Origin of the sequence: Hylemonella gracilis str. Niagara R, assembly GCF_000600295.1 — a bacterium.
Classification (GTDB): Bacteria; Pseudomonadota; Gammaproteobacteria; order Burkholderiales; family Burkholderiaceae_C; genus Hylemonella; species Hylemonella gracilis_A.
On record NZ_JEMG01000001.1, the window covers coordinates 1268857 to 1295139 of the forward strand.

Annotated in this window: 23 protein-coding genes; 9 read left to right on the top strand and 14 right to left on the bottom strand. The window is 66.3% G+C overall.

Annotated features, from left to right (window positions below; translation table 11 throughout):
• Position 1: 1 nt before the first annotated feature.
• Positions 2-1699 (bottom strand): flagellinolysin, encoded by a 1698-nt coding sequence (locus tag AZ34_RS05820; RefSeq protein ID WP_035605832.1) that lies wholly within the window; start codon positions 1697-1699, stop codon positions 2-4.
• Between the two features lie 175 nt (positions 1700-1874).
• Positions 1875-2408, bottom strand: a complete 534-nt coding sequence (locus tag AZ34_RS05825) for a MarR family winged helix-turn-helix transcriptional regulator (protein ID WP_035605836.1) — start codon at positions 2406-2408, stop codon at positions 1875-1877.
• Between the two features lie 95 nt (positions 2409-2503).
• On the opposite strand from AZ34_RS05825, the gene AZ34_RS05830 reads away from it, so the two are divergent.
• Positions 2504-3478 carry a Bug family tripartite tricarboxylate transporter substrate binding protein gene (locus AZ34_RS05830; RefSeq protein ID WP_035605840.1) on the top strand — a complete coding sequence of 325 codons (975 nt, stop codon included), beginning with the start codon at positions 2504-2506 and terminating at the stop codon, positions 3476-3478.
• 65 nt (positions 3479-3543) lie between these two features.
• On the opposite strand, the gene AZ34_RS05835 is transcribed toward AZ34_RS05830, so the two are convergent.
• From AZ34_RS05835 to AZ34_RS05850, 4 genes are all read right to left on the bottom strand, one after another.
• A complete protein-coding gene (locus AZ34_RS05835; RefSeq protein ID WP_051509562.1) occupies positions 3544-5232 on the bottom strand; it encodes a Na/Pi cotransporter family protein in 1689 nt (562 codons plus the stop codon).
• Between the two features lie 53 nt (positions 5233-5285).
• Positions 5286-5774, bottom strand: a complete 489-nt coding sequence (lspA, locus tag AZ34_RS05840) for a signal peptidase II (RefSeq protein WP_035605843.1) — start codon at positions 5772-5774, stop codon at positions 5286-5288.
• A gap of 32 nt (positions 5775-5806) precedes the next feature.
• A complete protein-coding gene (gene ileS / locus AZ34_RS05845; protein ID WP_035605845.1) occupies positions 5807-8680 on the bottom strand; it encodes an isoleucine--tRNA ligase in 2874 nt (957 codons plus the stop codon).
• Positions 8681-8819: 139 nt separating this feature from the next.
• Complete coding sequence (locus AZ34_RS05850) at positions 8820-9926, bottom strand: bifunctional riboflavin kinase/FAD synthetase (protein ID WP_035605848.1); 1107 nt, start codon at positions 9924-9926, stop codon at positions 8820-8822.
• 173 nt (positions 9927-10099) lie between these two features.
• On the opposite strand from AZ34_RS05850, the gene AZ34_RS05855 reads away from it, so the two are divergent.
• On the top strand, positions 10100-10657 hold the full coding sequence (locus AZ34_RS05855; protein WP_035605851.1) for an HNH endonuclease: 558 nt from the start codon (positions 10100-10102) through the stop codon (positions 10655-10657).
• Positions 10658-10696: 39 nt separating this feature from the next.
• Here AZ34_RS05855 and AZ34_RS05860 read toward each other — a convergent pair whose 3' ends face one another.
• From AZ34_RS05860 to AZ34_RS05870, 3 genes are all read right to left on the bottom strand, one after another.
• Positions 10697-11389, bottom strand: a complete 693-nt coding sequence (locus AZ34_RS05860; protein ID WP_035605854.1) for a VOC family protein — start codon at positions 11387-11389, stop codon at positions 10697-10699.
• A gap of 10 nt (positions 11390-11399) precedes the next feature.
• Positions 11400-12515 carry an acyl-CoA dehydrogenase family protein gene (locus AZ34_RS05865; protein WP_035605856.1) on the bottom strand — a complete coding sequence of 372 codons (1116 nt, stop codon included), beginning with the start codon at positions 12513-12515 and terminating at the stop codon, positions 11400-11402.
• Positions 12516-12609: 94 nt separating this feature from the next.
• A complete protein-coding gene (locus tag AZ34_RS05870; protein ID WP_035605859.1) occupies positions 12610-13803 on the bottom strand; it encodes an acyl-CoA dehydrogenase family protein in 1194 nt (397 codons plus the stop codon).
• A 96-nt stretch (positions 13804-13899) separates the two neighbouring features.
• Between AZ34_RS05870 and purN the strand changes: the two genes are divergently transcribed.
• Both purN and AZ34_RS05880 read left to right on the top strand, forming a co-directional pair.
• On the top strand, positions 13900-14484 hold the full coding sequence (gene purN, locus AZ34_RS05875; RefSeq protein WP_035605862.1) for a phosphoribosylglycinamide formyltransferase: 585 nt from the start codon (positions 13900-13902) through the stop codon (positions 14482-14484).
• 10 nt (positions 14485-14494) lie between these two features.
• The gene (locus AZ34_RS05880; RefSeq protein ID WP_035605865.1) at positions 14495-15739 is read left to right on the top strand and encodes an MFS transporter; all 1245 of its coding nucleotides are present in this window, start codon (positions 14495-14497) and stop codon (positions 15737-15739) included.
• An 80-nt stretch (positions 15740-15819) separates the two neighbouring features.
• Here AZ34_RS05880 and xopAW read toward each other — a convergent pair whose 3' ends face one another.
• On the bottom strand, positions 15820-16638 hold the full coding sequence (gene xopAW, locus AZ34_RS05885; protein ID WP_035605868.1) for a XopAW family type III secretion system calcium-binding effector: 819 nt from the start codon (positions 16636-16638) through the stop codon (positions 15820-15822).
• Between the two features lie 267 nt (positions 16639-16905).
• Here xopAW and AZ34_RS05890 point away from each other — a divergent pair, with 267 nt between their 5' ends.
• The 3 genes from AZ34_RS05890 (at position 16906) to AZ34_RS05900 (ending at position 19978) form a co-directional block, all read left to right on the top strand.
• Entirely contained in the window at positions 16906-17634 is a 729-nt protein-coding gene (locus AZ34_RS05890; protein WP_035605870.1) for a response regulator, read from the top strand.
• Positions 17635-17663: 29 nt separating this feature from the next.
• Positions 17664-18797 carry an ATP-binding protein gene (locus AZ34_RS05895; protein WP_231495470.1) on the top strand — a complete coding sequence of 378 codons (1134 nt, stop codon included), beginning with the start codon at positions 17664-17666 and terminating at the stop codon, positions 18795-18797.
• A 158-nt stretch (positions 18798-18955) separates the two neighbouring features.
• The gene (locus tag AZ34_RS05900) at positions 18956-19978 is read left to right on the top strand and encodes a pirin family protein (protein WP_035605875.1); all 1023 of its coding nucleotides are present in this window, start codon (positions 18956-18958) and stop codon (positions 19976-19978) included.
• Positions 19979-20026: 48 nt separating this feature from the next.
• Here AZ34_RS05900 and AZ34_RS05905 read toward each other — a convergent pair whose 3' ends face one another.
• The 4 genes from AZ34_RS05905 to AZ34_RS17555 all read right to left on the bottom strand — a co-directional run bounded on the left by AZ34_RS05905 (position 20027) and on the right by AZ34_RS17555 (position 22605).
• Positions 20027-20311: a DUF1653 domain-containing protein gene (locus AZ34_RS05905; protein ID WP_035605878.1), complete on the bottom strand. Its 285-nt coding sequence runs from the start codon at positions 20309-20311 to the stop codon at positions 20027-20029.
• 13 nt (positions 20312-20324) lie between these two features.
• Positions 20325-21110 (bottom strand): BPSS1780 family membrane protein, encoded by a 786-nt coding sequence (locus AZ34_RS05910; protein WP_035605881.1) that lies wholly within the window; start codon positions 21108-21110, stop codon positions 20325-20327.
• On the bottom strand, positions 21107-22174 hold the full coding sequence (locus AZ34_RS05915) for a homoserine kinase (protein WP_035605884.1): 1068 nt from the start codon (positions 22172-22174) through the stop codon (positions 21107-21109). The genes AZ34_RS05910 and AZ34_RS05915 overlap by 4 nt, the downstream gene beginning before the upstream one ends.
• 89 nt (positions 22175-22263) lie before the next feature.
• On the bottom strand, positions 22264-22605 hold the full coding sequence (locus tag AZ34_RS17555; RefSeq protein WP_081767307.1) for a hypothetical protein: 342 nt from the start codon (positions 22603-22605) through the stop codon (positions 22264-22266).
• A gap of 83 nt (positions 22606-22688) precedes the next feature.
• Between AZ34_RS17555 and polA the strand changes: the two genes are divergently transcribed.
• The gene (gene polA / locus AZ34_RS05925; protein ID WP_035605886.1) at positions 22689-25463 is read left to right on the top strand and encodes a DNA polymerase I; all 2775 of its coding nucleotides are present in this window, start codon (positions 22689-22691) and stop codon (positions 25461-25463) included.
• Between the two features lie 86 nt (positions 25464-25549).
• A complete protein-coding gene (locus tag AZ34_RS05930) occupies positions 25550-26269 on the top strand; it encodes a SapC family protein (protein WP_035605888.1) in 720 nt (239 codons plus the stop codon).
• The last annotated feature ends 14 nt before the right edge of the window (positions 26270-26283 follow it).

Sequence of the window (26283 nt, forward strand, 5' to 3'; positions counted from 1 at the left end):
CCTACCTCAGCAGCGCCAGCACGCCTTGCGGTATCTGATTGGCCTGCGCCACCATGGCCGTGCCGGCCTGTTGCAGCACTTGCGCGCGTGACAGCGCTGCGGTTTCCTGGGCGAAGTCCGCGTCCACGATGCGCGAGCGGCTGGCCGTCAGATTCTCCGCCGAAATCTGCAGGTTATTGATGGTCTGCTCGAAACGCGACATCTGCGCGCCGAGGTTGGCTCGCAGGCGACTGGTGTACTCCAGCGCCTGGTCCATGCGCAGGATGGCCTTGTTGGCGCCGTTGACGTCGCTGATGTCCACGTCCGTGAGGTTGAGCGCACCCAGGTTCATGCCGCCGATGGCGGTGTCGATGGTCTGGTTCGCGTTGGCGCCGACGTGAAAGCGCAGGATGTTGCCGGTACCACCGCCGCTGCCTTCCTCCCACTCATTCCAGATCTCGTTGAAACCTGACAGCACATTGGTGCTGATGGTGCTGCCCGCGTCGTTGACGATGTCCTCGGCATTCATGACTGGGCCACCATCCACGTCCGCGCCGCCGATTGCCCCAGTGTCTGCGTTGCCGAAATTGAAGCCCGCGATGAAGGCCGCCTTGTTGGCGTTGTAGTCCGCGACGAACGCTGCCGTGCTGGCATAGGGTGTGACGGCGGCGAATGCGTTGCTCAGCGTCTGGCCCGGCGTGTTTTGCAGGTGCTGCAGCATGTTCGTGACACCCGTGCCTCCGGTCGTCGCGTGCAGATAACGCACGGCGGTGTAGGCGGATGAATAGTCCACGCTGGTGCTACCCCAGGCCAGAATATTGTCCGCCAACGTCGCGGCCACGCCATCGGCCTGAACCCGTTCGTCCGCGCCATGGATGAACTCGGCCACGCCTTCGAGGAACCAGGTGGCGGTGCCATCGTTGGCCAATTCGCCCCAGCTCTGGCCCGTGGCCATGATGGCATGCACCATCTCATGCGCGATGATGCGATCGCTGTAGAACGGCGCCGTTCCACCGTTGGGCAGGTTGGGCGGCACGAAGTCCGCCATGTCGATTTCCAACGTGATGTTGGTGCCTGGGCCGCTGGGGCCGACCAGCGAGGTCACCCGTGCCGCGGTGCCGCCCGCGCCGTCCGAGAAGACGCTCAAGTCAATGGTGAAGCTGTTGCCGCTGCCACCGATGCCATAGGCCGCCTGGATCATGGCTTCGGTGTTCTCCAGCCAACCGCCTTGCAGACCTTCGATCACCGCGTCCTTGTCCGGATCACCCGTGGTGCCTCCAGCCACCATCTTGTTGCGGAACTGGTCGAAGACCTTGAGCGTGTTGAATTCGGTGCTGACGCCGACCCGGTCGATTTCGGCCAGCAATTGGCTGACCTCCTGCTGCAGGGCCTGCCGGTCGGAGACCGAGTTGGTGGCGTTGGCGGACTGGATGGCCAGTTCACGTATCCGCTGCAGGCTGCCGGACACGTTCGAAATGGCGCCCTCCGCCGTCTGGAGCAAGGACACCGCGTCGTTGGCGTTGCGCATGGCCTGGTTCTGACCGCGGATCTGACTCGTGAATCGGTCCGAAATCGCCAGTCCCGCCGCGTCGTCGCGGGCGCTGTTGACGCGCAGGCCGCTGGACAGGCGTTCAATCGTGGTCGTGAACGATGCGTCGCTGCTGGCCAGATTCCTCCGGGCCGTCAGCGACAGCAGGTTGGTGTTGATCGTCAGGGTCACGGGAAATGCCGTTTTTTTTCTTCGAGTTGACTGCGTCGTCCAAAAAGCGTTGACCACGACCAAGCCTCGCCCAGGGGACCGGGCGAGGCGCAAGCCGGGGGCTCATCATCGTTTTCGGCACCCTGACGTGGAACCTGAGCGGTTGGCGTTCAAAACTAGCGGTATTGCCCAGAGGCTAGGTATGCGTCCGGGGTTGTGCCAGCAGTCGCCTGGAGCCACCCTGCCGGCGCTGGGTCTTGACGTCGGTGGCGAAGCTCAGGTTGAGACCCCGTGCCTGTTCGGTCAGGGTCCGCAGGGCGCGGTCCAGCGCGTCGAGGGTGGTCTCGTCCAGCACCGACACCAATTGTCTGTTGAGATCGGCGACCTGCGGGAACACGTCTTCATACAGACGCAACCCCGCCGCCGTGAGGCTGATCCGGGCGCGTCGGGGGTCGGCCGGCGAGGTCTGCCGCAGCACCAGGGCCTTGTCCACCAGCAGGCCGATGGAGCGCGAAGTACGTGTTCGGTCGAGTTGGCCTTGCTCCGCCAGTTCGGAGGGAGAGAGCGGGCCACGGTCGGCCAGCAGGGCCAGCAGCCGCCATTCGCGGCGGGTGATGCCGTGGCGGCCTTCGAGCAGGCGCACGACGGGCGCGCCGCTGAGGGTGTGCAGGCGGTGCAGCCGGAAGTTCAGCAGTTCGTCGAGTCGCTGGGGCTCACGCAGCGCGTTCATGGGCGGGTTTCCCCTGATCATGATGGATTAGATCAATTCAAGGCTTGCATCCTACGCTGTCGGTCACACAACACCATCTGTCGAGGAGACAAGCCATGTTGAACAGGAACACACTGGCCCGAAGATTTGCCTTGCTCGTCGTGTCCAGCCTCTTGCTTCCGCTGTGCTGGGCGCAATCCGGACCGCTCAAGATCATCGTGGGGTATCCGCCGGGCGCGACCTCGGACGCGCTGGCACGGGTGGTGGGCGAAGCCATGTCGGCGCGGCTCAAGCAGGCCGTGGTGATTGAGAACAAGACGGGCGCGGGCGGGCAAATCGCCAACCAGTTCGTCAAGGCCGCGCCCGCCGATGGGACCACGCTGCTGATGACGCCCGTGGCCACCATGTCCATTTTTCCGCACAGCTACGGCGAGCGCCTGAAGTACGACCCGTTCAAGGATTTCGCGCCGGTGGCGCACCTGAGCAATTTCCAATTGGGCCTGGGCGTGGCCAGCACCGTACCCGCGCGTACCTTGGCCGAGTACGTGAGCTGGGTGAAATCCGATCCCGGCAAGAACGGCTTCTACGGTTCGGCCGCCGCCGGCAGCCTGCCGCATTTTTTCGGCGTGATGTTCGCGCAATCCGCTGGCCTGAAGCTGGAGCATGTGCCTTACCGCGGCACGGCGTCGGCCATGCAGGCAATCGGCGGCGGCGAGATCGCCGCGCTGTCCACCGTGACCGCCGACATCCAGGCTCTGGTGCGGGCGGGCCGGGCCAGGCTGTTGGCCGTCGCGGGTGAGGCACGCAGCCCGCAGTTTCCCGAGGTGCCGACCTTCCGTGAGCAGGGCTACGACCTGGTGGCCACCCCCTGGTATGGATTGTTCGCACCGGCCGGGACGCCGCCGGCCATGGTGCAGCGGCTGGCGCAAGCAGCCATCGATGCCGTCAAGGACCCGGCCACCCAGCAGCGCCTGCAGGAGATGGGCGTGGAGCCCACCGGGTACGGACCCGGCAGGCTCGGGGAGATCATGAAGGCGGACTACGAGCGTTGGCGCAGGCCGATCCGTGAATCCGGTTTCAAGCCCGAATGAGCAGCGTCATCCTGGCAAGCCGAGGGCCGCGACCGTTCCGGTGGTCCGCGGCGGAGCGCGTCGACTTATTTGCCGAGCACCGAATTGCCCGGATCGTCTTCATCCCGCTCGGACTTGCGCGGCGGCGGGCGCAGCCGGCTGGGCGCGAGCGCACCGGCCGAATCCAGGATGGGATAGGCGATCGAGCAGATATGTGAGTTGATGCGTTTGAGGTCGCTGATCAGGTCCAGATGCAGGGAACTGGTTTCCATGCTTTGCACGGTCTGGTCGCTCAGGCGCTCCAGGTGGGTGGTGGCGTAGGCGCGCTCCAGATCGCGAAAGCGCATCTTCTCCTCCAACAGCCGCTGCGCGTCGCGCATATTGCCGTTGAGGAAGACGCTCATGCCCAGGTTCATGTTGGCGATCAGGCGGCCGTGCATCTCGGTGATCTCGGCCATGCCGGCTTCGGAGAAAGTACGTCCGGAGCGGATTTTCTTGTCCTCGATGTCGAGCAGGATGCGCTCCACGATGTCACCGATCTGCTCCATGTTGATCGTGAAGCTGATGATGTCGGTCCAGCGGCGGCTGTCGGCCTCGTTCAACTGCTGGCGCGAGAGCTTGGTCAGGTAGTACTTGATGGACGAGTACAGGCTGTCCACCGTGTCGTCCATCTTGCGCAGTTCCTCGGCCAGCTTGAGGTCGTTGTCCTTGATGACGGCGAGCACGCCGCGCAGCATGGTTTCGACCACGTCGGCCTGGTGGATGGCCTCGCGCGCCGCGCAGGAAATCGCCAGCGAGGGCGTGGCCAGCGCGGACGGGTCCAGGTGCTGGGGGCGTTCCAGTGCGGAGGTTTTGTTGCGCGGCAGCAGGCGCTCGACCCAGCGCGCGACGGGGTGGGTCAGCCCCACGAAGATCAGCGCCGTGGCGATGTTGAAGCTCAGATGGAACAGCACGGTCAGCAGGGCCGGGTCCTGCACATGCAATTGCGCGCCGCGCAGCCAATACGGCACCAGCGGAATGGCCGCCAGCACGCCCAGGACCTTGAAAATCAGGTTGCCCAGTGGCACCTGGCGCGTGCTGGGGCTGGCGCGCAGGGTGGTCAGCACGGCCAGCAGGCCGCTGCCCAGGTTGGCGCCCAGCACCAGGCCCAGCGCCACGTCCACCGTGATGACCTGCAGGGCCAGGGTGGCCACCAGCAGCACCACCGCCAGGCTGGAATAGGCCAGCACGGTCAGTGCCGCTCCGATCACGATTTCCAGCAGTCGGTCGCTGGCGAGCTGGCCCAGCATGAGCTGCACGGCCGGGTTGCGGGTCAGCGTCGTGGTGGCCTCGCCCACCAGTTGCAGGGCCAGCAGCATCAGGCCCAGGCCGATCAGCACGCGGCCGATGTCGCCCGTGGTGGTGCCCTGGCGCGCGATGAAGAGTGTGACACCCAGGAAGATGAACAGCGGCGACAGCCAGGACAGATCGAAGGAGAAGACAACCGCCATCAGGCTGGTACCCATGTCCGCGCCCAGCATCACGGCCAGCGCGGCGGGCAGGGCGATCAGACCCTGGCCGACGAAGGCCGAGGTGATGAGGGCGGTGGCCGTGCTGGACTGCACGATCGCCGTGACGCCCAGGCCCGAGAGCATGGCCGTGAAGCGGTTGCCCATGCTGGCGGCCAGGAAGTGCCGCAGGTTGCTGCCGAGGACCCGCAGCACGTTGGTGCGCACGAGGTGGGTGCCCCAGACCAGCAGCGCGATGGCTGCGAGCAGATTCAGCAGGTGTTTCATAAGACGGCGGACTTGGGACTATACGCCTGTACGGCGTGCGCGGGCCGCTTGTTTCACCGGGTGCGTCGCACCCGGCGCAGCTCATCGATCAGCAGGAAGACCACGCCCAGGGTCAGGGCGGCGTCGGCCAGGTTGAAGGCCGGGAAATGCCAGCGCCCGATGTGGAAATCGATCATGTCCACCACGTAGCCGTGGATCATCCGGTCCAGCACATTGCCCAGGGCGCCGCCCATCAGCAGGGACAGGGCGAAGCAGAACAGGCGCTGGCCCGCGTGGCTGAGCAGCAGGTAGAGCATGAACAGCACGGCCACGATGCCTAGGCCGATGAAGAACCAGCGCTGCCAGCCATCGGCGTTGGCCAGGAAGGAAAACGCCGCGCCGCGGTTGTGCACGCGCACGATGTTCAACCAATCGGTCACGTAGGTGGACTGACCGTAGTTGTAGTTCATCAGGATCAGCAGCTTGGTGAACTGATCGAGCAGCAGGGTCAGGGCGGCGACGCCGAGCCACTGCAGCAGGCCTTGGCTTCCACGGGAGGACATGGGCGGAGAGTGCTTTCTTTCGGGTTGTGGGTTCAGGCGTGGACGCGTGTTTCGCCGGCGCCGTACAGATTGCTGGTGCAGCGGCCGCAGAGCGTGGGGTGCGCGGGGTTGTGGCCCACGTCCTCGCGGTAGTGCCAGCAGCGTTCGCATTTGATCGCCTCGCTGGGTGCGACGCGCACGGTGAAGTCGGCGCCGGCTTGCAGCGTCACCGCAGAGCTGATGAAAACGAACTTCAGGTCCTCGCCCAGGCTGGCCAACAGCGCGTGGTCAGCGGCGTTGGCGGTCAAGGCGACTTCCGCCTGCAACGAGGCGCCAACCTTGCCCTCGGCACGCAGGGCCTCGATTTCCTTGTTCACGGCGTCGCGGATCTCGCGGATGCGCTGCCACTTGGTCAGCAGTGCGGCATCTGGCGCGGGGAAGCTGCTGAAGGTCTCGAAGAAGATGGAATCGTTGCCGGTTTCCGGCTGGCCGACCATCTTCCAGGCCTCCTCGGCCGTGAAGGAAAGGAAGGGTGCCATCCAGCGCAGCATGGCGTGGGTGATCTGGTGCAACGTGGTCTGGGCGCTGCGGCGCGCCAGGCTCTTGGGGGCCGTGGTGTAGAGCCGGTCCTTGAGCACATCCAGGTAGAAACCGCCCAGATCTTCCGAGCAGTAGAGCTGCAGCTTGGCCACCACGGGATGGAACTCGTAGACCTTGAAGTGCGCGAGGATCTCCGCCTGCAGTTCGGCCGCGCGCGCCAGTGCGTAGCGGTCGATCTCGAGCAACTGGTCGGCCGGCACCGCGTCTTTCGCGGGGTCGAAGTCGCTGATGTTCGCCAGCAGGAAACGCAGGGTGTTGCGGATGCGGCGGTAGCCGTCCACCACGCGGGCCAGGATTTTGTCGTCGCCCGCGATGTCGCCTGAGTAGTCGGAGGCCGCGACCCAGAGGCGGATGATCTCCGCGCCCAGCTTCTTGCTCATCTCCATCGGGTCGATGCCATTGCCCAGCGACTTGCTCATCTTGCGGCCTTGCGCGTCCACGGTGAAACCGTGGGTCAGCAGGCCTTTGTAAGGCGCGCGGCCATGGATGGCGCAGGCCAGCAGCAGGGAGCTGTGGAACCAGCCGCGGTGCTGATCGTGGCCTTCGAGGTAGAGGTCGGCCTCCGGCCCGGTTTCGTGGAAACCCGGAGCGTGCGTGCCGCGCAGTACGTGCCAGAAGGTCGAGCCTGAGTCGAACCAGACTTCCAGGATGTCGCTGCTCTTGTCGTAGTTTGGCGTGTCGCTGGCACCCAGGATGTCTTGCGTCGTCACGCGGCTCCAGGCTTCGATGCCGCCTTGTTCGACGATGTCCGCGGCCTGGTCCAGGATCTCCATGGTCCGCGGGTGCAGTTCACCTGTGGCCTTGTGCAGGAAGAAGGGAATCGGCACGCCCCAGCTGCGCTGGCGCGAGATGCACCAGTCGGGCCGGTTGGCGATCATGTCGTGCAGGCGCGCCTTGCCGTTGGCGGGGTAGAAGCTGGTCTGCTCGATGGCGTCCAGCGCGAGCTGGCGCAGGGTCTTGGCCGGCTTGTCGCCCGCCTTGGTGAACACGCCCTCGCCCTCGTCCATGCGGATGAACCATTGCGCGGCGGCGCGGTAGATCACCGGCGTCTTGTGCCGCCAGCAATGCGGGTAGCTGTGGGTGATGGTGGTGGTGTGCAGCAGGCGGCCCGCGTTCTTCAGCGCCTCGATGATCACCGGCACGGCCTTCCAGATGTGCTGGCCACCGAACAGGGCCAGGTCAGCCGCGTAGACGCCGTTGCCCTGCACTGGGTTGAGGATGTCCTCGTACTTCATGCCGTGCGAGACGCATGAGTTGAAGTCATCCAGGCCATAAGCGGGCGACGAGTGCACGACACCCGTGCCGTCGGTGGCCGTGGCGTACTCGGCCAGGTACACCGGTGCCACGCGCCGGTAGCCGGCGTCCACGTCGTGCAAGGGATGCTCGAATTCCAGCGCGGCGAGCTTCTCGCCCGGCACCACGGCCAGCACGTTGCCCTGGAGGCCCCAGCGTGTCATGCAGGATTCGACCAGGGTTTCGGCCACGATGTAGAGGCCACGCTCGGTGTCCACCAAGGCGTAGGGCAACTCGGGGTTGAGGTTGAGTGCCTGGTTGGCGGGGATGGTCCAGGCCGTGGTGGTCCAGATGACGATGTAGGCGTCCTTGGCCAGGGCGGGCAGGCCGAAGGCTGCGGCCAACCTGGCCGGGTCGTGGGCCTTGAAGGCCACGTCGATGGTCTGGCTCTGCTTGTCGGCGTATTCAATTTCGAACTCGGCCAGCGAGGAGCCGCAGTCGAAGCACCAGTAGACGGGTTTGAGGCCGCGGTAGACGAAACCGCGCTCGATCACGCGCTTGAAGGCGCGGATCTCACCCGCCTCGTTGGCGTAGTTCATCGTCTTATAGGGTCGGTCCCACTCGCCCAGCACGCCCAGGCGCTTGAAGTCGGCCATCTGCTGCGCGATCTGCTCGGTCGCGAAGGCGCGGCTCTTGGCCTGCATGTCGTCGCGCGACAGGTTGCGTCCGAACTTTTTCTCGATGGCGTTTTCGATCGGCAGGCCATGGCAGTCCCAGCCCGGCGTGTAGAGCGCGTCATAGCCTTCGAGCTGACGCGCCTTGGTGATCATGTCCTTGAGGATCTTGTTGACCGCGTGGCCCATGTGCAGCTGGCCATTGGCGTAGGGTGGGCCGTCATGCAGGATGAACTTCGGTTTGCCTGCGCGCGCCACGCGCAGGCGCTTGTACAAGCCCGCATCGCCGTCCTTGGAGTTCCACCCATCTACCCAACCGGGCTCTCGCTTGGGCAGGTCGCCGCGCATGGGAAAGGGTGTGTCAGGCAGGTTGAGGGTGCTGCGAAGGTCGGACGTGTTCGAAGTGTTGGGTTCAGACATGGCTAGCTTGTGAGTGGGCTTGGACAGGCTCAGCCCGAACGGGGCGAGGGTTCGCGCGAGGAAGGAGGCCGTTCGCCCTGAGCTTGTCGAAGGGCGCCTGCGCGTAGGCAGGCACGAGGCGGCGGCCCGGTGCGGAACCTCAAATTCGGTCGCGCGTGGTCTGGCGGCGTGTCTGGGCGTGGGTGGCGAACCAGGCGCGCGCGTCCTCGCAGTCCCGGGCGATGCCCGCTTGCAGGGCGTCCAGGCCGTCGTACTTCAGTTCGTCGTGCAGTTTGTGCAGCAGTTCCACCCGGATGATTTTACCGTAGCCCCCTTCGGGGCCCAGTTCGGCGGGCCAGTCGAAGACATGGGTTTCCAGCAGCACCCGGCCACCGTTCACGTCGTTCGGGTCCAGCGAGGGCCGCACGCCCAGATTGGCCACGCCTTGCAGCGGGTGTTCAACCAAGCCATGCACCCGCACCACGAAGATGCCGCTGGCGGCAGGCTTCCAGTGTGCGAAGCGCAAGTTGAGCGTGCGAAAGCCCTGGCCACCGCCCGGCGCGCTGGGCCCCAGGTTCTTGCCCAGTTCGCGGCCGAGCTTGCGTCCGTGCAGCACATGGCCGCTGATGTGGTACGGCCGGCCCAGCAGCTTGGCCGCGTCGTCCATGCGGCCTTCGGACAGGGCAGCACGCACCAGGGAGCTGGAGACCCGTTGGCCCGCGCCGCCCGAGCCCGGGCCGGGCACGTGCACCTCATAGCTGTTCATGCGCGCGACGTCAAAGCCCTGGGCCTGACCGGCTGCGTCGAGCAGGGCGTAGTCGCCCGCGCGTCGGGCGCCGAAGCGGAAGTCGTCGCCCACCAGCAGGTAGCGGGTGTTCAGGCCGCGCAGCAGCACCTCGTCGATGAAAGCTTGAGGGGACAGGCTGGACAGTCGGGCGTCAAAGGGCAGAACGACCACCTGATCGATGCCGGCGCGTTGCAAGTCGGCCAGCTTGTCGCGCAAGGTCGAAATGCGCGCCGGCGCCAGCTCGGGCTTGCGCGCCTGCGCAGCGAAAAAGTCGCGCGGATGAGGTTCGAAGGTCAGCACGCAGCTGCGCACGCCGCGCTGCTCGGCCTCGCTGCGCAGCAGGGCCAGCATGGCCTGGTGGCCCCGGTGCACGCCATCGAAGTTGCCAATGGTGACGGCGGTGCCGACGGGTCGGCCTGGTTCCTCGGGCGCGGGCATGCCGGCGAGACCCGGTTGGTGTAAACCGCGAAAGATTTTCAAGGCGGGGACGGTCGGTGGACCGCAGGGGTTTGATACGGTTTTGATAGCGGCGCGGCGAGTGATGACGGGCCATCAAAGGGCCCCGTCGCGCCACAGTCACGAATTGGGGGTATATTGTCGCATCGCCCGACATTCCCGTTTGCTGGCTTGGTCTGACCATCAGGAGGCACGTGTTGAAGGTATTGAAGCTCTCGGCCCAGGGACTGCCCCAGTCCTGGATTTCGCTGGAAGAAGCGGTGCTGCACTATGCCGCCGACGAGGTGCGCTGGGAGGCAGGCGGGGAAGTGGCCGTCTTCCACGGTGGGCACAACGCCATCACGGGCCTGCAGTCCGTGGTCACGGTCAACAGCATCATCGGCACCAAGGGCGTGCCCAACATCAACCCCTTTGACCTGCGTCCGAGCCTGACCAACGCCAAGCTCTTCGCCCGTGACCGCAATGTCTGTGCTTATTGCGGCCAGCACTACCACGAAGAGGAATTGACGCGCGAGCACATCATTCCTTTCGCCCAGAACGGCATCGACACCTGGATGAACGTGGTCACGGCCTGCCGCGCCTGCAACCACCGCAAGAGCAGCCGCACCCCCGAGCAGGCCGGCATGCCCTTGTTGTACACGCCTTATGTGCCCAGTCTGTGGGAAGACTTCATCCTGCGCAATCGCCGCATCTTGGCGGACCAGATGGAATTCCTGATGGCCCACGTGCCCAAGTCCTCGCGACTGCTGGCCTGAGGGCGCGTGCCCTGTCTGCCCCGCTGCGCGGGGGCGCGCTCACAGTCCGCCCGAATCGAGCACGACCGGGCCTTTGCGCGTCTGCAGCAGGGCACTCAGATTCGCCTCCCCCTCCTTCACGGCCAGCTGGCCCAGCCCTATGGCCGCGCAGGCGGCGCGCAGTTCCTTGGCCTGGGGATGTGTCGCGCGCAGTGACTGCAGGCGCAGGCCCCGGTCAGGCAAGGAAGCCGAGGGATGCATTTCACCCCACTGGATCAGCGTGGGCAGGACGCCATTGAAGAGGCGCTGCCCGTCCTCGCGCACCGTGATCTTCCATTCGAGCAGGCCCTGCGCCGTCTGGCGCGAGGCGTCGCGCAAGGCGCCACGATCGATGCCGTGCGCGGACAAGGCCCGGCTGGCCTGCGCGGCATCGGCGCATTGCGCGACGAAGTGAATCAGGCGCGGTGCGTCGCGCAAGGCCGCCTGCAGGCCCGGATCGTCCAGGTCAAACCAGCGGCGGTGTCCGGGGGCGGGGGCCTGCGGGTTGATCGCGATGATTTCCAAATAAGCGTTCGGATGCGTGCCATTGCCCAGGGCCAGCAGCCGGTTGTGCGTGCCCATCAACGGGTGTTCGCCGCCCGGGCCGGGCTCGACCCCGAGCACGGCTTCGCACCACGCCACGCCCTGAGCCAGGCTGTGCGCCGCGATCACCAGGTGATCGATGTGGGCTGCCGCGCTCGAGCTAGAGGCCATGCGCGATGCCTCAGGCGAATACGCCCGCCGTGTCCTGCATCCGCGCTGACACTTCGCTGACCGCGTGCAGGGTGTCACCGTAAGTGAGTTCCAGCTGCGTGAGCTTCTTGAAGTAGTGGCTCACGATGAATTCCTCGGTCACGCCGATACCGCCGTGCAGCTGCACGGCCTGTTGCCCGATGCAACGCATGGACTGCCCCAACTGCACCTTGGCACGGGCCAGGGCCCGCCGGCGCTCGTCGGCCGGTGCGTTGAGTTTGAGGCTGGCGTAATAGCTCATGGAACGCGCCAGCTCCAGCTGCATCTTCATGTCAGCTACCCGGTGGCGCAGGGCCTGGAAGGTGGCTAGCGTGACGCCGAACTGCTTGCGGGTGTTCATGTAGTCCACCGTGGCGGCCAGGGTCTGGTCCATCACGCCCACCGCCTCGGCGCAGAGCGCGGCGACGCCGATGTCCACCGCGTGTTCCAACGCGGGCAGGCCGTCGGCGCTGACGAGTTGGGCGGAGGCCGACTTGAGGGTCACTTCCGCCGCACGTGAACCGTCGACCGTGCCGTAGCCTTGCGCGGTCACGCCGCTGCTGGTGCGCTCGACCAGGAACAGGCCGATCTTGCCGTTCACCTGGGCCGGCACGAGGAAGGCGTCCGCCTGGTCACCCACGGGCACGAGGCTCTTGAGGCCGCTGACTTCCCAGTGGCCGCCGGTTTGCGTGGCCGTGGCCGTACAGAGATCCAGCCGGTAGCGGGCCTTGCGTTCCACATGCGCCAGCACCACGATGCGTTCGCCGGACGCAATGCTTGGTAGCCAGGCTTGCCGCAGCTCGGCAGGCCCATACCCGGCCAGGATGCCGCCCGCGATCAGCGATTGCGCCAACGGCTCCAGCACGATGCCGCGCCCGAGTTCTTCCATCACCACCATGCCTTCGATGGGGCCCATGCCCAGGCCACCCTCGTCTTCGGGGATGTAAAGGCCCGTCAGGCCCAACTCGGCCAGCTCACCCCAGGCTTCGCCGGAAAAGCCCCCTTCCTTGACGATGGCGCGGCGGCGCTCGAAGCCGTAGGCACGGCCCACCCATTTGCGCACGGCGTCGCGCAGTTGTTCCTGGTCGTCGGAAAAATCAAAGTCCATTTTTAACTCCTAGCGTAGCTCTTGCTGGTGCCCCCTCTTGGAGGGGGCGCGGGGGAGCAGTTCTGTCGCGCAAGGCGCGGACTGTTCTACGGCCTTAGCCGAGAACAGTCTGCGCCACGATGTTGCGCTGCACTTCGTTGCTGCCGCCGTAGATGGTGGTCTTGCGCGTGTTGAGGTAGGTGGCAGCCAATGGGGCGTTGGCCACCTCGCCACCGGGATACCCGCCCGGGAAGTCGCCCTGCCAGCCCGCTTCCATGGCCTCCAGGATGAAGGGCAGGCTGAAGGGGCCGGCGGCCAGCATCATCAGCTCGGTGTAGCGCTGCTGGATTTCGCTGCCCTTGATCTTGAGCAGACCGGCGATGTCCAGCGAGTTCTTGCCGCTCTTCTCGGCCGAGAGCACGCGCAGCACCAGCATTTCCAGCGCCACCACATCCACTTCCAGCAAGGCGATCTGGTCGCGGAAACGCAGATCGTCGTAGACGCCTTCGCGTTTGGCGATGGCCTTGACGCGCTCCAGCTCGCGCTTGGCGCGGTTCACGTCGGCGATGTTGGTGCGTTCGTGGCTCAGCAGGTGCTTGGCATAGGTCCAGCCCTTGTTCTCCTCGCCGATCAGGTTCTCGGCGGGCACTTCCACGTTGTCGAAGAAGACCTCGTTCACCTCGTGCCCGCCGTCGAGCATGATGATGGGCCGCACCGTCACGCCTTTGCTCTTCATGTCGATGAGCAAGAAGGAGATGCCGGTCTGCGGCTTGCCCTCGGTGCTGGTGCGCACCAGACAGAAGATCCAGTCGCCGTACTGGCCCAGCGTGGTCCAGGTCTTCTGGCCGTTGACGATGTACTTGTTGCCCTGCCGTTCGGCGCGGGTCTTGAGCGAGGCCAGGTCCGAGCCTGACCCCGGCTCGCTGTAACCCTGGCTCCACCAGACCTCGCCGCTGGCGATGCCGGGCAGAAAGCGCCGTTGTTGCTCGGGCGAGCCGAAGGCCATGATCACGGGTGCCACCATCACCGGTCCGAAAGGAATGATCCGCGGCGCACCCGCCAGCGCGCATTCCTCCTCGAACAAGTGTTTTTGCACCGCGGTCCAGCCCGGACCGCCGAATTCCTTGGGCCAGCCGTAGCCCAGCCAGCCCTGCTTGCCCAGCAGCTTGGCCCAGCGCTGGTGGTCGTCGCGGCTCAGGTGCAGGGCGTTGCGTACCTTGTGGGCGATGTCCTGGGGCAGGTGCGTGCGCACCCAGGCGCGGATGTCGTCGCGGAAGCGTTGTTCCTCGGGGGTGAAGGCCAAGTCCATGGGCTGTCTCCTGAATCGTCTAGTTGGCGCAGGCCGAGGTTTTAGCACGACCGTTCGCTTCGGGCTGTCCAGGCTGCGACAAGGATAATCCCGGGCATGAGAAACATCGTGATCCTGATTTCGGGGGGCGGCTCCAACATGGCCGCCATCGTGTGGACCGCCGCGCGCGAGGACTGGAAGACGCGCTTGAATGCCCAGGTGTCCGCCGTGATCAGCAACAAGGCCGACGCCAAGGGCCTGGTCTTCGCGCAGGGTGAGGGCATCGACACCGCTGTGCTCGACCACAAGGCTTACCCCGATCGCGAGGCCTTTGACGCGGCGCTGATGCAGGCCATCGACGCCCATGCGCCCGCGCTCGTCGTGCTGGCGGGTTTCATGCGCATCCTCACGCCCGGCTTCGTGGACCATTACGCTGGGCGCCTGCTCAACATCCACCCCTCCTTGTTGCCCGCGTTTCCGGGCTTGCACACCCACCGCCGCGCCATTGAAGCCGGCTGCAAGTTCGCCGGGGCCACGGTGCACCAGGTCACCGCGGAACTGGACCACGGTCCCATCCTCGCCCAAGCCGTGGTGCCCGTGCTGCCAGACGACGACGAAGATGCACTGGCCGCGCGCGTGCTCACGCAGGAGCACCTGATCTACCCGCGCGCGATCGCGCAATTCCTGAACGCCACGCGGTGAGCCTCGCACCATGAGTACTGCCAGCCTTGCCGCCGCGCCGGTTCCCTTGCGCCAGGACGCCAGCCTGATCGGCCTGATCGGCGTGGCCCACCTGATCAGTCATTTCAGCCAGCTCTTGCTGCCGCCCTTGTTCCCGTGGCTGCGCACCGAGTTCGGCGTCAGCTACGCCGAGCTGGGTTTCCTGATGTCGGTGTTTTTTGTCGTGTCCTGCGTGGCACAGACGCTGTCGGGCTTTTTCGTGGACCGCTTCGGTCCGCGCCCCGTGCTCTACGCCGGTCTGGGCTTATTGGCGCTCGCGGCGTTTGGCTACGCTTCCAGCACGAGCTATGCGATGTTGCTGGTCTGCGTGGTGGTCGGTGGTCTGGGCAACGGCGTCTTCCATCCCGTGGACTACACCCTGATCAACCGCAAGGTGAGCGGACCGCGCCTGGGTCATGCCTACAGCGTGCACGGCATCAGCGGCAATCTGGGCTGGGCCGTGGCCTCGGCCTTGGTGGTGCCGCTGGCCATGCTGCATTCCTGGCGCGTGGCCCTGGCGGTCGCGGGCTGCGTGGTGCTGGGCGTGCTGCTGCTCTGCGTCTGGCAGGGCCAGCGGCTGGCTGCGCCGCCGCCCGTCGGGGCTGCGCGTGCTCAGGTCGCGCAGGCCACGCGGTCCGAGGGCGCGCTGGATTTTCTGCGCATCCCGGCGGTCTGGATGTGTTTTGCCTTTTTCTTCATCTTCGCCACGGCGCTCAGTGTGGTGCAGGCCTACGCACCCGAAGCGGCCCGCCAGTTGCACGCCATGCCCCAGGCCTGGGTGGCGGTCTGCCTGACGGCCTACATGGTGGCCAGTGCCTGCGGGATGGTGGCGGGCGGCTTTCTGGCCACGGATGCCGTGCGCAGCGAGCGTCTGGTGGGGACGGGGTTCGGGGTGGCTGCCTGCATCTCGCTCGTGCTGGGTTTTGCGCCCTTGCCTGCGCTGGCAGTGCCGGTGCTGTTCGCTGGCATGGGGCTGGCGGCGGGTTTCGCGGGCCCCGCGCGTGACCTGCTGATCAAGCGTTCCACGCCGGAACACGCCAGCGGCCGGGTCTACGGTGTGGTGTATGCGGGCCTGGACATCGGGCAGGCGGTGTCGCCCCTGGTCTTCGGCTGGCTGATGGACCACCAGGACTGGCGCGCTGTGTTCGTCGGACTCGCCCTGGTGCAGCTGACCCTGGTCGTGACGGCCTTGCGCGTGCGGCACACGCGACGCACCCACGTGGCGGTGGCGCGCTGAGTCTCTGAGTCGCTGAGTCGGCCTGGGCGGACGGCCGCCGCAAGTAGCCGTTGCGGCGGACGGTCCTTCGTTCCAAGCGTTCAGGCCGTGGCGTTCACCGTGCTGCCGGTGCTGCTGAACGTGGCGCTGAGTTGGGCATAGGCTTGCTGCACCAACAGGGTCAAGCGCTGCGTGCTGGAGCCCGAGCCTTGGCCGCTTTGGGCGGCCTTTTGCTCTTCGTTCAGCTGGTCCAGAAAGCTCTGGGCTTCGTCGTCGCTGACCTGATGGTCGCCATTGCTGTCCAGGGCATCGAGCAGCGCTTGCAAGGCATCGGTCGTGCTGTCGCTGGCGTCCGCGCTTGGCAGAGGCGGCGGTGGCATGCCGCCAGCCTCGGGTCGGCCGGCTTCGAACTCGGCCTGGTTGAGGCTGCCATCACCATCGGTGTCCAACTCGGCGAAGCGCTCGGTGGCGTCTTCCTCGACCCCCATTTTGTCGAACAGCGTTTGCAGTTCGTCGCTGCTGACCTTGCCGTCGCCATCCGTGTCGATCTTGCCAAACAGGTCGTCGCCGCCACTGCCGCCTTCAGCGCCGCGCGACTGGGCGAAGTCCATCGTCGAGGGCGGGGGCAGCAGGTTGCGCATGCCTTCGTCGAGTTCGGCCTGGCTCAGGCTGCCGTCGCCATCGCTGTCCATCTTGCTCAGCAGCTCGCTGGCGCTGGCGTCTAAGCTCGTGCCGGTTTTCTGGGAGATGTCGTCCAGCATGGTTTGCAGCTCGGCCTCGTCCACGCTGCCATTGCCATCGGTGTCGACCTTGGCGAACATTTCGGCGGGGTCTTTGCCGCCGGGCGGCCGGTTGCCGCGCATGGCGATCATGGAAGACCAGGCGCTGCTTGCGCCGCTGATTCCACTGATGCTACTCATGGTGATTCCTTTCAGTTCCAAGAGGGTTGCGCCGCCGGTTCCGAGCGGACGCACGGCGACTGATCGATTGTTCGAAGAGGCCGTAAAGCCCTGTTGTGCGCCTTGTATCGAGGCCGATACGAAAGCCCTTCCTAAGCCATGAACAGCCGGGCGGTCCGCGTCCAGTTTTTGGGTTCTCGGCCGGTCGCGCTGCCTACACTTTTGGCCCAGCTGCGGCGTTTTCCGACCTCGCCGCCATTCCTCTTGTCCATTCCGTAGCCCCGTGCCATGAGTTCCAAGCCGCGCGTCCTGATCGTCGACGACGATGAGAGCATCACCGGACTGCTTTCTGATTACCTCGCGGGCTTTGGGTTCGAGGTACGCACCGCGGGTGATGGCGTGGCCATGCGCGCCGCGCTGGCGCAAGGCGAAGCGGACCTGGTGGTGCTGGACGTGATGCTGCCGGGCGAGGATGGCTTGTTGCTGTCGCGTGACCTGCGTCGTCAGCGCGCCCGCTTGCCCATCATCATGCTCACCGCCCGTGCCGAGGCCTACGACCGGGTGATCGGCCTTGAAATGGGCGCGGACGATTACCTCTGCAAACCGTTCGAGCCCCGAGAACTGGTGGCGCGCATACGCACCGTGCTGCGCCGCGCCAGTCGACCCACGGGCGAGCCGCCCCTCATCGGGCGCGTGTGCTTCGACGGCTGGGAGCTGCGCTTGCAGGAGAGAAACCTGCTGTCGCCGCGCGGTGTCGTGGTGCCCTTGTCGAACGCCGAGTTCCGCTTGCTCAGCACCTTTTTGCGCATGCCGCGGCGGGTCTGCACGCGTGACCAACTCATGGAGCAAGCGCGTGGCCGGGCGATGGACAGCTTCGAGCGCAGCATCGATCTGCTGGTGTCACGCCTGCGCCAGAAGCTGGCCGAGGACGCGCAGGCGCCCTCCTTGATCAAAACCGTGCGCGGGGCGGGCTACCTGTTCAACGTGCATTCGGTGCAGGGGATGGCGTCGTGGTGATGCCAGCGTGGTTGCGCTGGCTATCCGCCTTGGCATCGCGCCTGCTGCCCGCCACACTCTTTGGGCGTTTGGCCTTGCTGCTCTTTGTCGCGGTGCTGGCCAGTCATTTGCTGGCCTTGACGCTGATGTTTGAGTTGCGTCCCGTGCCCGAGTGGCGCACGCCACCGCCGGGCCATCCTGAGTTCGCGCCGGGTTTCCAGGGGGCCGCGCCCCCATCGTGGCCGAACTCGCCCCCGAGGCCGGCTGGGCCACCCCCGCCGCCCGGCGGGCTCTTGCATCTGGGTGCCAGCATGTTGCTGGACATTGGGGTACGGCTGGGCGCGCTGATGTTGGCCGCGTGGGTGGGCGCGCGTTGGTTGTCCCGTCCGATCCGTCGATTGGCCCATGCCGCGCGGGAGCTGGGACAGGACGTGCACCGGCCCCCGCTGCCGGAGGAGGGTGCCCAGGAGTTCCGGGAGGCCAGTCGGGGCTTCAACCAGATGCAGGCCCAGCTGCGCCGGCAGTTGGAGGAGCGCGACCGTTTCGTGGCCGCTGTCTCGCACGATCTGCGCACCCCACTCACGCGCTTGCGCCTGCGCGCGGAGTCCCTGGCCGATCCGCGGGAGCGGCAAGGCTTCCAGCACGACATCGCGGGCATGGAGGAGATGATCCGCGCCACGCTGGACTACCTGCGCGGCGTGGCCGACGAGGAGCCTTTCGTCTTGCTGGACGTGGTGGCCTTGTTGACCAGCCTGGCCGACGACCATCCGGCCGGGCCAGACGCCGTGCGGGTCGAGGGCACGGCGCGTCCGGTGCGCGCCCAGGCCTCGGCGCTGCGGCGAGCGCTGGTGAATCTGATCGACAACGCCGTCCGCTACGGAGAGCAGGCCCATGTCCGTCTGCGTGACGACGCCGCGTGCCTGCGCATTGAAATCTCCGACCGCGGGCCGGGCATCCCGCCGCAGCGGCTCGAACAGGTGTTCGAGCCCTTCTACCGTCTGGAGGCCTCGCGCAACCGGCACACCGGCGGCGTGGGCCTGGGTCTGGCCATCGCCCGCGATCTTGTGCGCCGGCAGCGTGGTCGCTTGAGCTTGCACAATCTGGCGCAGGGCGGTTTGCAGGCGGTGATCGAGCTGCCCAGAGACTCAGCATCGCCAAGTCCCAGGCCTGTTGGCCGCGCGTGACGGTGGCTGTGGCGAATGGGGATCGCGGTGCTTGCGCCGCAGAACCCTTCAGCCCGCATGGGTCGCGCGAGCGGGGGACAATGCGGGCTTGATGCAGGCGGTTCAGGCCGCATGTACGGGAAAAGCCCATTCCTGGGCTAGGCATCGAGGACATCCGCATGAACGATAAGACCATCCTGCAACAGTTCCCCCTGGGCGCGCCGCCGTGGCCTACCCTGGACCCTTTTTTGTTCTGCGTCCACCACAAGGACGCCTATCCCAAGGGCAATGGTGAATTCGGGCCGGCGGCCTCGCTGGCGGGTCGTGCCATCGGGCAGGACTTCGCCAACAAGGATGGCTGGAACATGTACCACGGCGAGACCGTGCCTGGTTTTCCCGCCCACCCGCACCGTGGCTTCGAGACCGTGACCATCGTGCGCGATGGCCTGATCGACCATTCAGACTCCCTGGGCGCGGCCGCCCGATTCGGCGAGGGCGATGTGCAATGGCTCACCGCCGGGCGCGGCATCGTCCATTCCGAAATGTTTCCCTTGCTGCACGGCGATCGTGAGAACCCGGCCGAGCTATTCCAGATCTGGCTCAACCTGCCGGCGCGCAACAAGATGGTGGCGCCGCACTTCACTATGTTGTGGGGCCCTCAGATTCCGCGCATCGAGGCCGAGGGCGTGAACTTGCGCGTGATCGCGGGCGTGTTCCCCAACGTCGGTCAGCCTCTGGCGCCGCCGCCCGATTCCTGGGCTTCGCAGCCCGAGGGTGACGTGGCGATCTGGACCCTCAAGCTGGCGCCGGGCGCCGGGCTCACGCTGCCGCCCGCGCGGCCGGGCACGCGCCGTGTGCTTTATTTCTTCGAGGGGCACAGCCTCAGTCTCAATGGTGAGACGGTCGAGGGCCGCGCAGGCATCGAGACCTCGGTGGCGCAGCCCGTGGCGCTGGTCAACGGCCCAGTGCCGGCGGACATCCTGGTGCTGCAAGGTCGGCCGATCGCGGAGCCGGTGGCGCAATACGGCCCCTTCGTGATGAACACCCAGGCTGAGATTCAGCAGGCCTTCACGGATTACCGCCGCACCCAGTTCGGCGGCTGGCCCTGGCCGGCTTCCGATCCGGTGCATGGCGCCGAGGCAGGGCGCTTCGCGCGCCACCCCGATGGTCGCACCGAGGCGCCGGCGCTGGAACAGGCGTGAAAAAACCGCGCGGGGCGCGGCCGTGGTGTCGTTGGGTGGGCGGCGGGTTCAGGTCTGGGGCCGCACCGACGCACTGATGTCACTCCCGCCGTCCGCCTCGCCGATCCAGGTGAAGCGGGCTTGGCGCACGCCGTTCACCACCACCTCTTCCTGGAACATGGCTGCAGGCCGCACCCACAGGCCGCGCTCGCCATACAGCGCGCGGTACAGCGTCATGGGCTCCAGCGTCTCGCTGTGGCGCACGGTGCCCAGCACCTCGTAGGGCAGGTTCTTGTAGTGCCGGTACAGGCCGGGTCGGATCTCGATCAGCGGGGGCAGGGTTTCGCTCGTCATGCAGCGTGCTGCCTCATGCCTCGGCCGAGGCGGTTTCCGACACGACAAAGCTGTCCTGGAAGGTGAACCAGATCGAGGTGATGAACATGGCGCCCATCAGCAGGGACACGGGCATCATGGCCAGCCCAAGCAAGGCGGGCTGGTTGAGCAGGGCGGTCAGCAGGACCAGGCCGAAGGCCACCAGCAGGCTCAGGCCCGACCAGGCCAGGGTGTAGAGCGCGAAAGCCCAGAAATTGCGCGTGCAGGCCACGAAGCTGAAGAAGAGGCTGCGCACCGGCGGCACATCGTGCCAATGCACCAGCGCTGGCGCATGCCAGAACAGCATGTTCAGCGGTACATAGAGCGCCATGGAAATCCAGACGGCGTTGCGAAAGGCGCTGGAATTGACGAGCTCCGCTGTCATCGGGCTGCCGAAGAGGTACATGCGCGCGAACTGACCATCATCGGCCAGGGCCGACAGGCCCAGCAACAGCAGCAGGCCGATGGCGTAGGCCAGGCCCAGAACCAGCATGGCGCGCGCACGTTGCCGGCCGGCGCGGAAGGCGCTGAGCAGGATGGCGGGCATGGGGAATTTGCCAGAGGCGGCTTCGCGCGTGGCCGCCATGAAACCCAGGGTGGCGGCCGGCAGCAGGGCCAGGGCCAGCACGCCGCCCAGGTAGGGGATCAGGCTGACGACCGAGACGATCGCGATGAACAGGATGAAGAGACCGACGAAGGCCAGGGGCTGGCGCCAGAAGGTGCGCAGGCCGGCCCGGAACCAGGCAAAGCCCGTGCGGGCGGGGACGAGGTGGAGTTTCATTCGGCAAGAGCGGCAGCGGGCGCCGGAGCAGTCAGCAGGTCGGCGGTCAAGAGGGGGCGCGTGACGCGCTGGCGCAGCACGCGCTCGAAGTGGGTGGGGTCGTGGGGTTTCAGCAGGCTGGCCTCACGGGGAAGGTAGAAGTCCCACAGGCGGGAGATCCAGAAACGCAAGGCACCCGCGCGCAGCAGCGCGGGCAACAGCGCGCGCTCGGCAGCGCTCAGCGGGCGCACAGCCGCGTAGGCTCGCAGCAAGGCCAGGCTGCGGGGCAGGTCGCTGGCGCCCGTGGCCAGGTCGATGCACCAGTCATTGAGGCAGACTGCCAGGTCGAAGAGCAGGGTGTCCACGCCCGCGAAATAGAAATCAAAGAAGCCCGTGAGTTCAGGCGCCTCGCGCGGACCGTCGAACATCACGTTGTCGCGGAACAGGTCGGCGTGGATGGGGCCGCGCGGCAAGGCAGCGTATTGCGAGGAGGCCGCGACATGGTTCTGGTAGGCCAGCTCGGCGAGGATGAGCGTGCGTTGCGCGGCATTCAGGTGCGGCAGCACCAGAGGCACCGTCTCGTTCCACCAGGGCAGGCCGCGCAGATTGGGTTGGCGGCGCCCGTAGTCGAGACCCGCCAGGTGCATGCGCGCCAGCATCGCGCCCACCGCCTCGCAGTGCGCCACGTCCGGGGCGAGTTCGCTGGCGCCGCGCAGGCGGTTCACCACGGCGGCGGGCTTGCCGCAGAGTTCGTGCAGGATGTCCTCGCTCTCGGGGGCGGCGCCAGGCGCGGCATCCGCCTTCGGCCGGGCCGCCGGGTCTGGCACAGGGATGCCGGCCCGCGCCAGGTGTTTCATCAGGTGCAGGTAGAAGGGCAATTGCGCGGCGCTCAGGCGCTCGAACAGGGTGAGCACGTAGTCACCCCGTCGGGTTTGGCCGTCGGGGCCAACCTGCTCCGTGGTCACGAAGTAGTTGGTGTTCTCAATGCCGCCCTGGATGCCGCGCAGTTCTTGCAACTCGCCCAGGCCGAGTTGCTGCATCAATTCGCGGGCCTGGTCGGGCGTGACTTCGGTGAAAACGGCCATGCTGGAACTTGGAAGAGGAGGGCGCGGGGCCGGGGTGAGGCGCGGCGTCGGGTGGGCGGTGAGGGGGATCGAGCGGTGTACGAGCGCGGTCAGTAGGAAAAGACCTTCCAACGCGCGCGGCCTTCGCCGCTGCCGTCACTGGTGGCGGGGCTGCGGTTGTTGCTCTCGGGCGTGACCTCGTAGGCCGGGGCTGTGCCCTTGCCAACCTTGGGACTGACGGTGATGTTGCGTGTTTCGCCGCCCACGCGCAGTTCCTCGATGCGCGAACCCTTGTCCTCGTGCTGGATCTGCTCGACGCGCTGGTCGGTGCCGCGTTCAGCGGACGGGGCGGTTGACGCCTTGCCCGCAACTTCCGGCGCGGGCGCCGTCTGCGCCTGCGCGCAGGCCAAGCCCAGGGTCAGCAAGGGGAGTAGAAGGTGGCGGGCGAACATGAAGCAATTGTAGAGTGCGGCCGCGGGGGCGGCGCCCGCGAGCGCCTGGGCTTCTTCCTTCGGCGCAGGCACAATCCTCGCCCATGAGCGACAAGAAAACCCTGCTGCTGGTGGACGGCTCCAGCTACCTCTACCGCGCCTTCCACGCCATGCCGGATTTGCGCGCCGTGCCGGGCGATCCGGCCAGTCCGCCCACGGGGGCCATCCGCGGCATGATCAATATGCTGCAGAGCCTGCGCAAAGAAGTCACCGCCGACTACGCGGCCTGCGTGTTCGATGCCAAGGGCCCCACCTTCCGCGACGCGATCTACCCCGAGTACAAGGCCCAGCGCGCGCCCATGCCCGATGATCTGCGCGCGCAGATCGAACCGATCCACGAAGTCGTGCGCTTGATGGGTTGGACCGTTCTGGACGTGCCCGGCGTGGAGGCCGACGACGTGATCGGCACCCTGGCCGTGACCGCCGCCGCCCAGGGCGTGGAGGTGTTCATCAGCAGCGGTGACAAGGACCTGAGCCAACTCGTCAACGAGCACATCGTCATCGTCGACACCATGAACGGCAAGCGGCGTGACGTGGCGGGCGTGACGGCGGAATTTGGCGTGCCGCCCGCCTTGATGGTGGATTACCAGACCCTGGTGGGCGATGCGGTGGACAACGTGCCGGGCGTGGACAAGGTCGGACCGAAGACTGCTGCCAAGTGGCTGACGGAATACGGCTCGCTGGACGCCCTGGTGGCGCGCGCGGCCGAGGTCAAGGGTGCGGCGGGCGAGAACCTGCGCAAGGCGCTGGACTGGTTGCCCACGGGCCGCCAACTGCTGACCATCAAGACGGATTGCGACCTGAACGGCTGGGTGCCGGGCCTGCCCGCGCTGGATGCGGTGCGCGTCGGCACGCCCGACAATGATGCGCTCAAGACCTTCTACGAGCGCTATGGTTTCAAGGGCCTGGCCAAGGCCTTGGCGGACAAGGCCTCGGCAGCCAGAACCGCTGCCGAAGCGCCAGGCCTGTTCGACGAGCCCGCGCCGGTGACGCCATCGATCACGCAGGTGGTCTACGACACCATCCTCGATTGGGAGGCCTTCAACACCTGGCTGGCGCGCATCGAGGCTGCGGAACTCGTGGCCCTGGACACCGAAACCACCTCGCTCGACGAGATGGTGGCCGAGATCGTGGGGATCAGCTTCAGTGTGACGCCCGGCGAGGCGGCCTACATCCCGCTGATGCACGACTACCCCGATGCGCCCGCGCAGTTGCCCCGCGACGAAGTGCTGGCGAAGCTCAAACCCTGGCTCGAAAACCCCGCGAAGAAGAAACTGGGCCAGCACGTCAAGTACGACCGCCACGTGTTCGCCAACCATGGCATCGAAGTGCAAGGGTATGTGCACGACACCATGTTGCAGAGTTACGTGCTGGAAGTGCACAAGCCGCACGGCTTGGCCAGCTTGGCCGAACGCCACCTGGGGCGCAAAGGCATCAACTACGAAAACCTGTGCGGCAAGGGCGCCAAGCAGATTCCATTCAGCCAGGTTGCCATCGACAAGGCGGCGGAGTACTCCTGCGAGGACAGCGACCAGACCCTGGACGTGCACCGCACGCTCTGGCCGCGTTTGGAAAAGGACGCCCAGGAGGGCGGCAAGCTCAAGAGCATCTACGAGCTGGAGATCGCCAGCAGCGAGACGCTCTACCGCATCGAGCGCAACGGCGTGCTGATCGACGCGCCCACGCTGGCGCAGCAAAGCCACGAGCTGGGGCAACGCATCCTGCAACTAGAGCAGGAGGCCTATGAGCTGGCCGGCCAGCCCTTCAACCTGGGCAGTCCCAAGCAGATCGGGGAGATCTTCTTCGGCAAGCTGGGCCTGCCGGTCATCAAGAAGACCGCGACCGGCGCGCCCAGCACCGACGAGGAGGTGCTGGAGAAGCTGGCCGACGACTATCCGCTGCCCGCCAAGATCCTGGAACACCGCGGCCTGTCCAAGCTCAAGGGCACCTACACCGATAAGCTGGCGCAGATGGCCTTGCCCGGCACGGGGCGGGTACACACGCACTACGCGCAAGCGGTGGCGGTGACAGGGCGGCTGTCCAGCAATGACCCCAATCTGCAGAACATCCCCATCCGCACGCCCGAAGGCCGCCGCGTGCGCGAGGCCTTCATCGCTTCGCCCGGCTGCCTCATCGCCAGCGCGGACTACTCGCAGATTGAGCTGCGCATCATGGCCCACCTCAGTGGCGACGCGGCCCTGCTGCTGGCCTTCCATGACGGCATGGATGTACACCGCGCCACCGCCTCGGAGGTGTTTGGTGTGCCCACCAGCGCCGTGACCAGCGAGCAGCGACGTTACGCCAAGACGATCAACTTCGGGCTGATCTACGGCATGAGCAGCTACGGCCTGGCCAAGAGCCTGGGCATCGACAACACCGCGGCCAAGAACTACATCGAGCGCTACTTCGACCGTTTCGCTGGCGTCAAGCGCTACATGGACGAGACCCGCGCCTCGGCCAAGGCCAAGGGCTATGTGGAGACCGTGTTCGGGCGCCGCCTCTACCTGCCCGAGATCAACTCACCCAACGGCCCGCGCCGCAGCGGCGCCGAGCGCGCCGCCATCAACGCGCCCATGCAGGGAACGGCGGCCGACCTCATCAAGCTCAGCATGAACGCGGTGCAGCGCGTGCTTGACGCCGAGGGGCGCAAAACCAAGATGATCATGCAGGTGCACGATGAACTGGTGTTTGAGGTGCCCGAGGACGAGGTGGATTGGCTCAAGCGTGAAATCCCGAAACTCATGGCCGGTGTCGCCCAACTCAAGGTGCCGCTGCTGGCCGAGGTCGGCGTCGGGGTGAACTGGGACAAGGCGCACTGACGCACCGGGAGCGGATGCGCCTGAACTGACCCGGGGCGATGCACGGGGACGGATGAGGAACCGAAGCAAAGAAAGAGGCTGAGACGATGAGTGAACTGCTGTTTTACGAAAAACTCGTGGCTCTGAACCGCGAACGGCACAAGAAGCTGCGCTTGAAGGCCTTGGACGATGGTTTTGCGTTTTCCGCGGGCGTGAATTCCGTGCCGCTGGCAGGCATCGAATTCTTCGAGGCCAGTCGCGACATGACGGTGCTGTTCAAGAAGGGCGACGACGGCCGTTTCTTCCCCGTGGTGATGATGTCCCTGTCCAACAGCGGTCACGAGCTGGTGGACGTCCAGGGCAATTGGCAGGGCAGTTACGTGCCCGCTTTCATCCGGCGTTACCCCTTTGCCCTGGCGGCGGACGGCACGGTCTGTGTCGACGAAAAAAGCCAGGCGCTCTCTGAAAGCGAGGGTGAATTGCTGTTCACGGAGAGTGGCCAGTCCGAGTCGCTTGAGAAAGTGCTGGCCTTCCTGCGTCAGTTCGACACCGAGATGCGACGCACGCGTGACTTCTGCGACGCCCTGGCACAGAAAGGACTGCTGGCGCCCTTCGAGGTCGAAGTCCGGCCCCGGGATGGAGGGCGCCCTGTCAGGCTGCAAGGCCTGCACGCCGTCAACACGCAGAAGTTTTCCGAGCTGCGCGGCGACACGCTGGAGCTCTGGTTCACCAAGAGTTGGGTGGCCTGGATTTACGCCCACCTGCATTCCATCGGTGCCCTGGGCAAGCTCTCGTCCGACAAGGCACCACCGTCCCGTACGCACTGAGGTGCGCGCCGTCG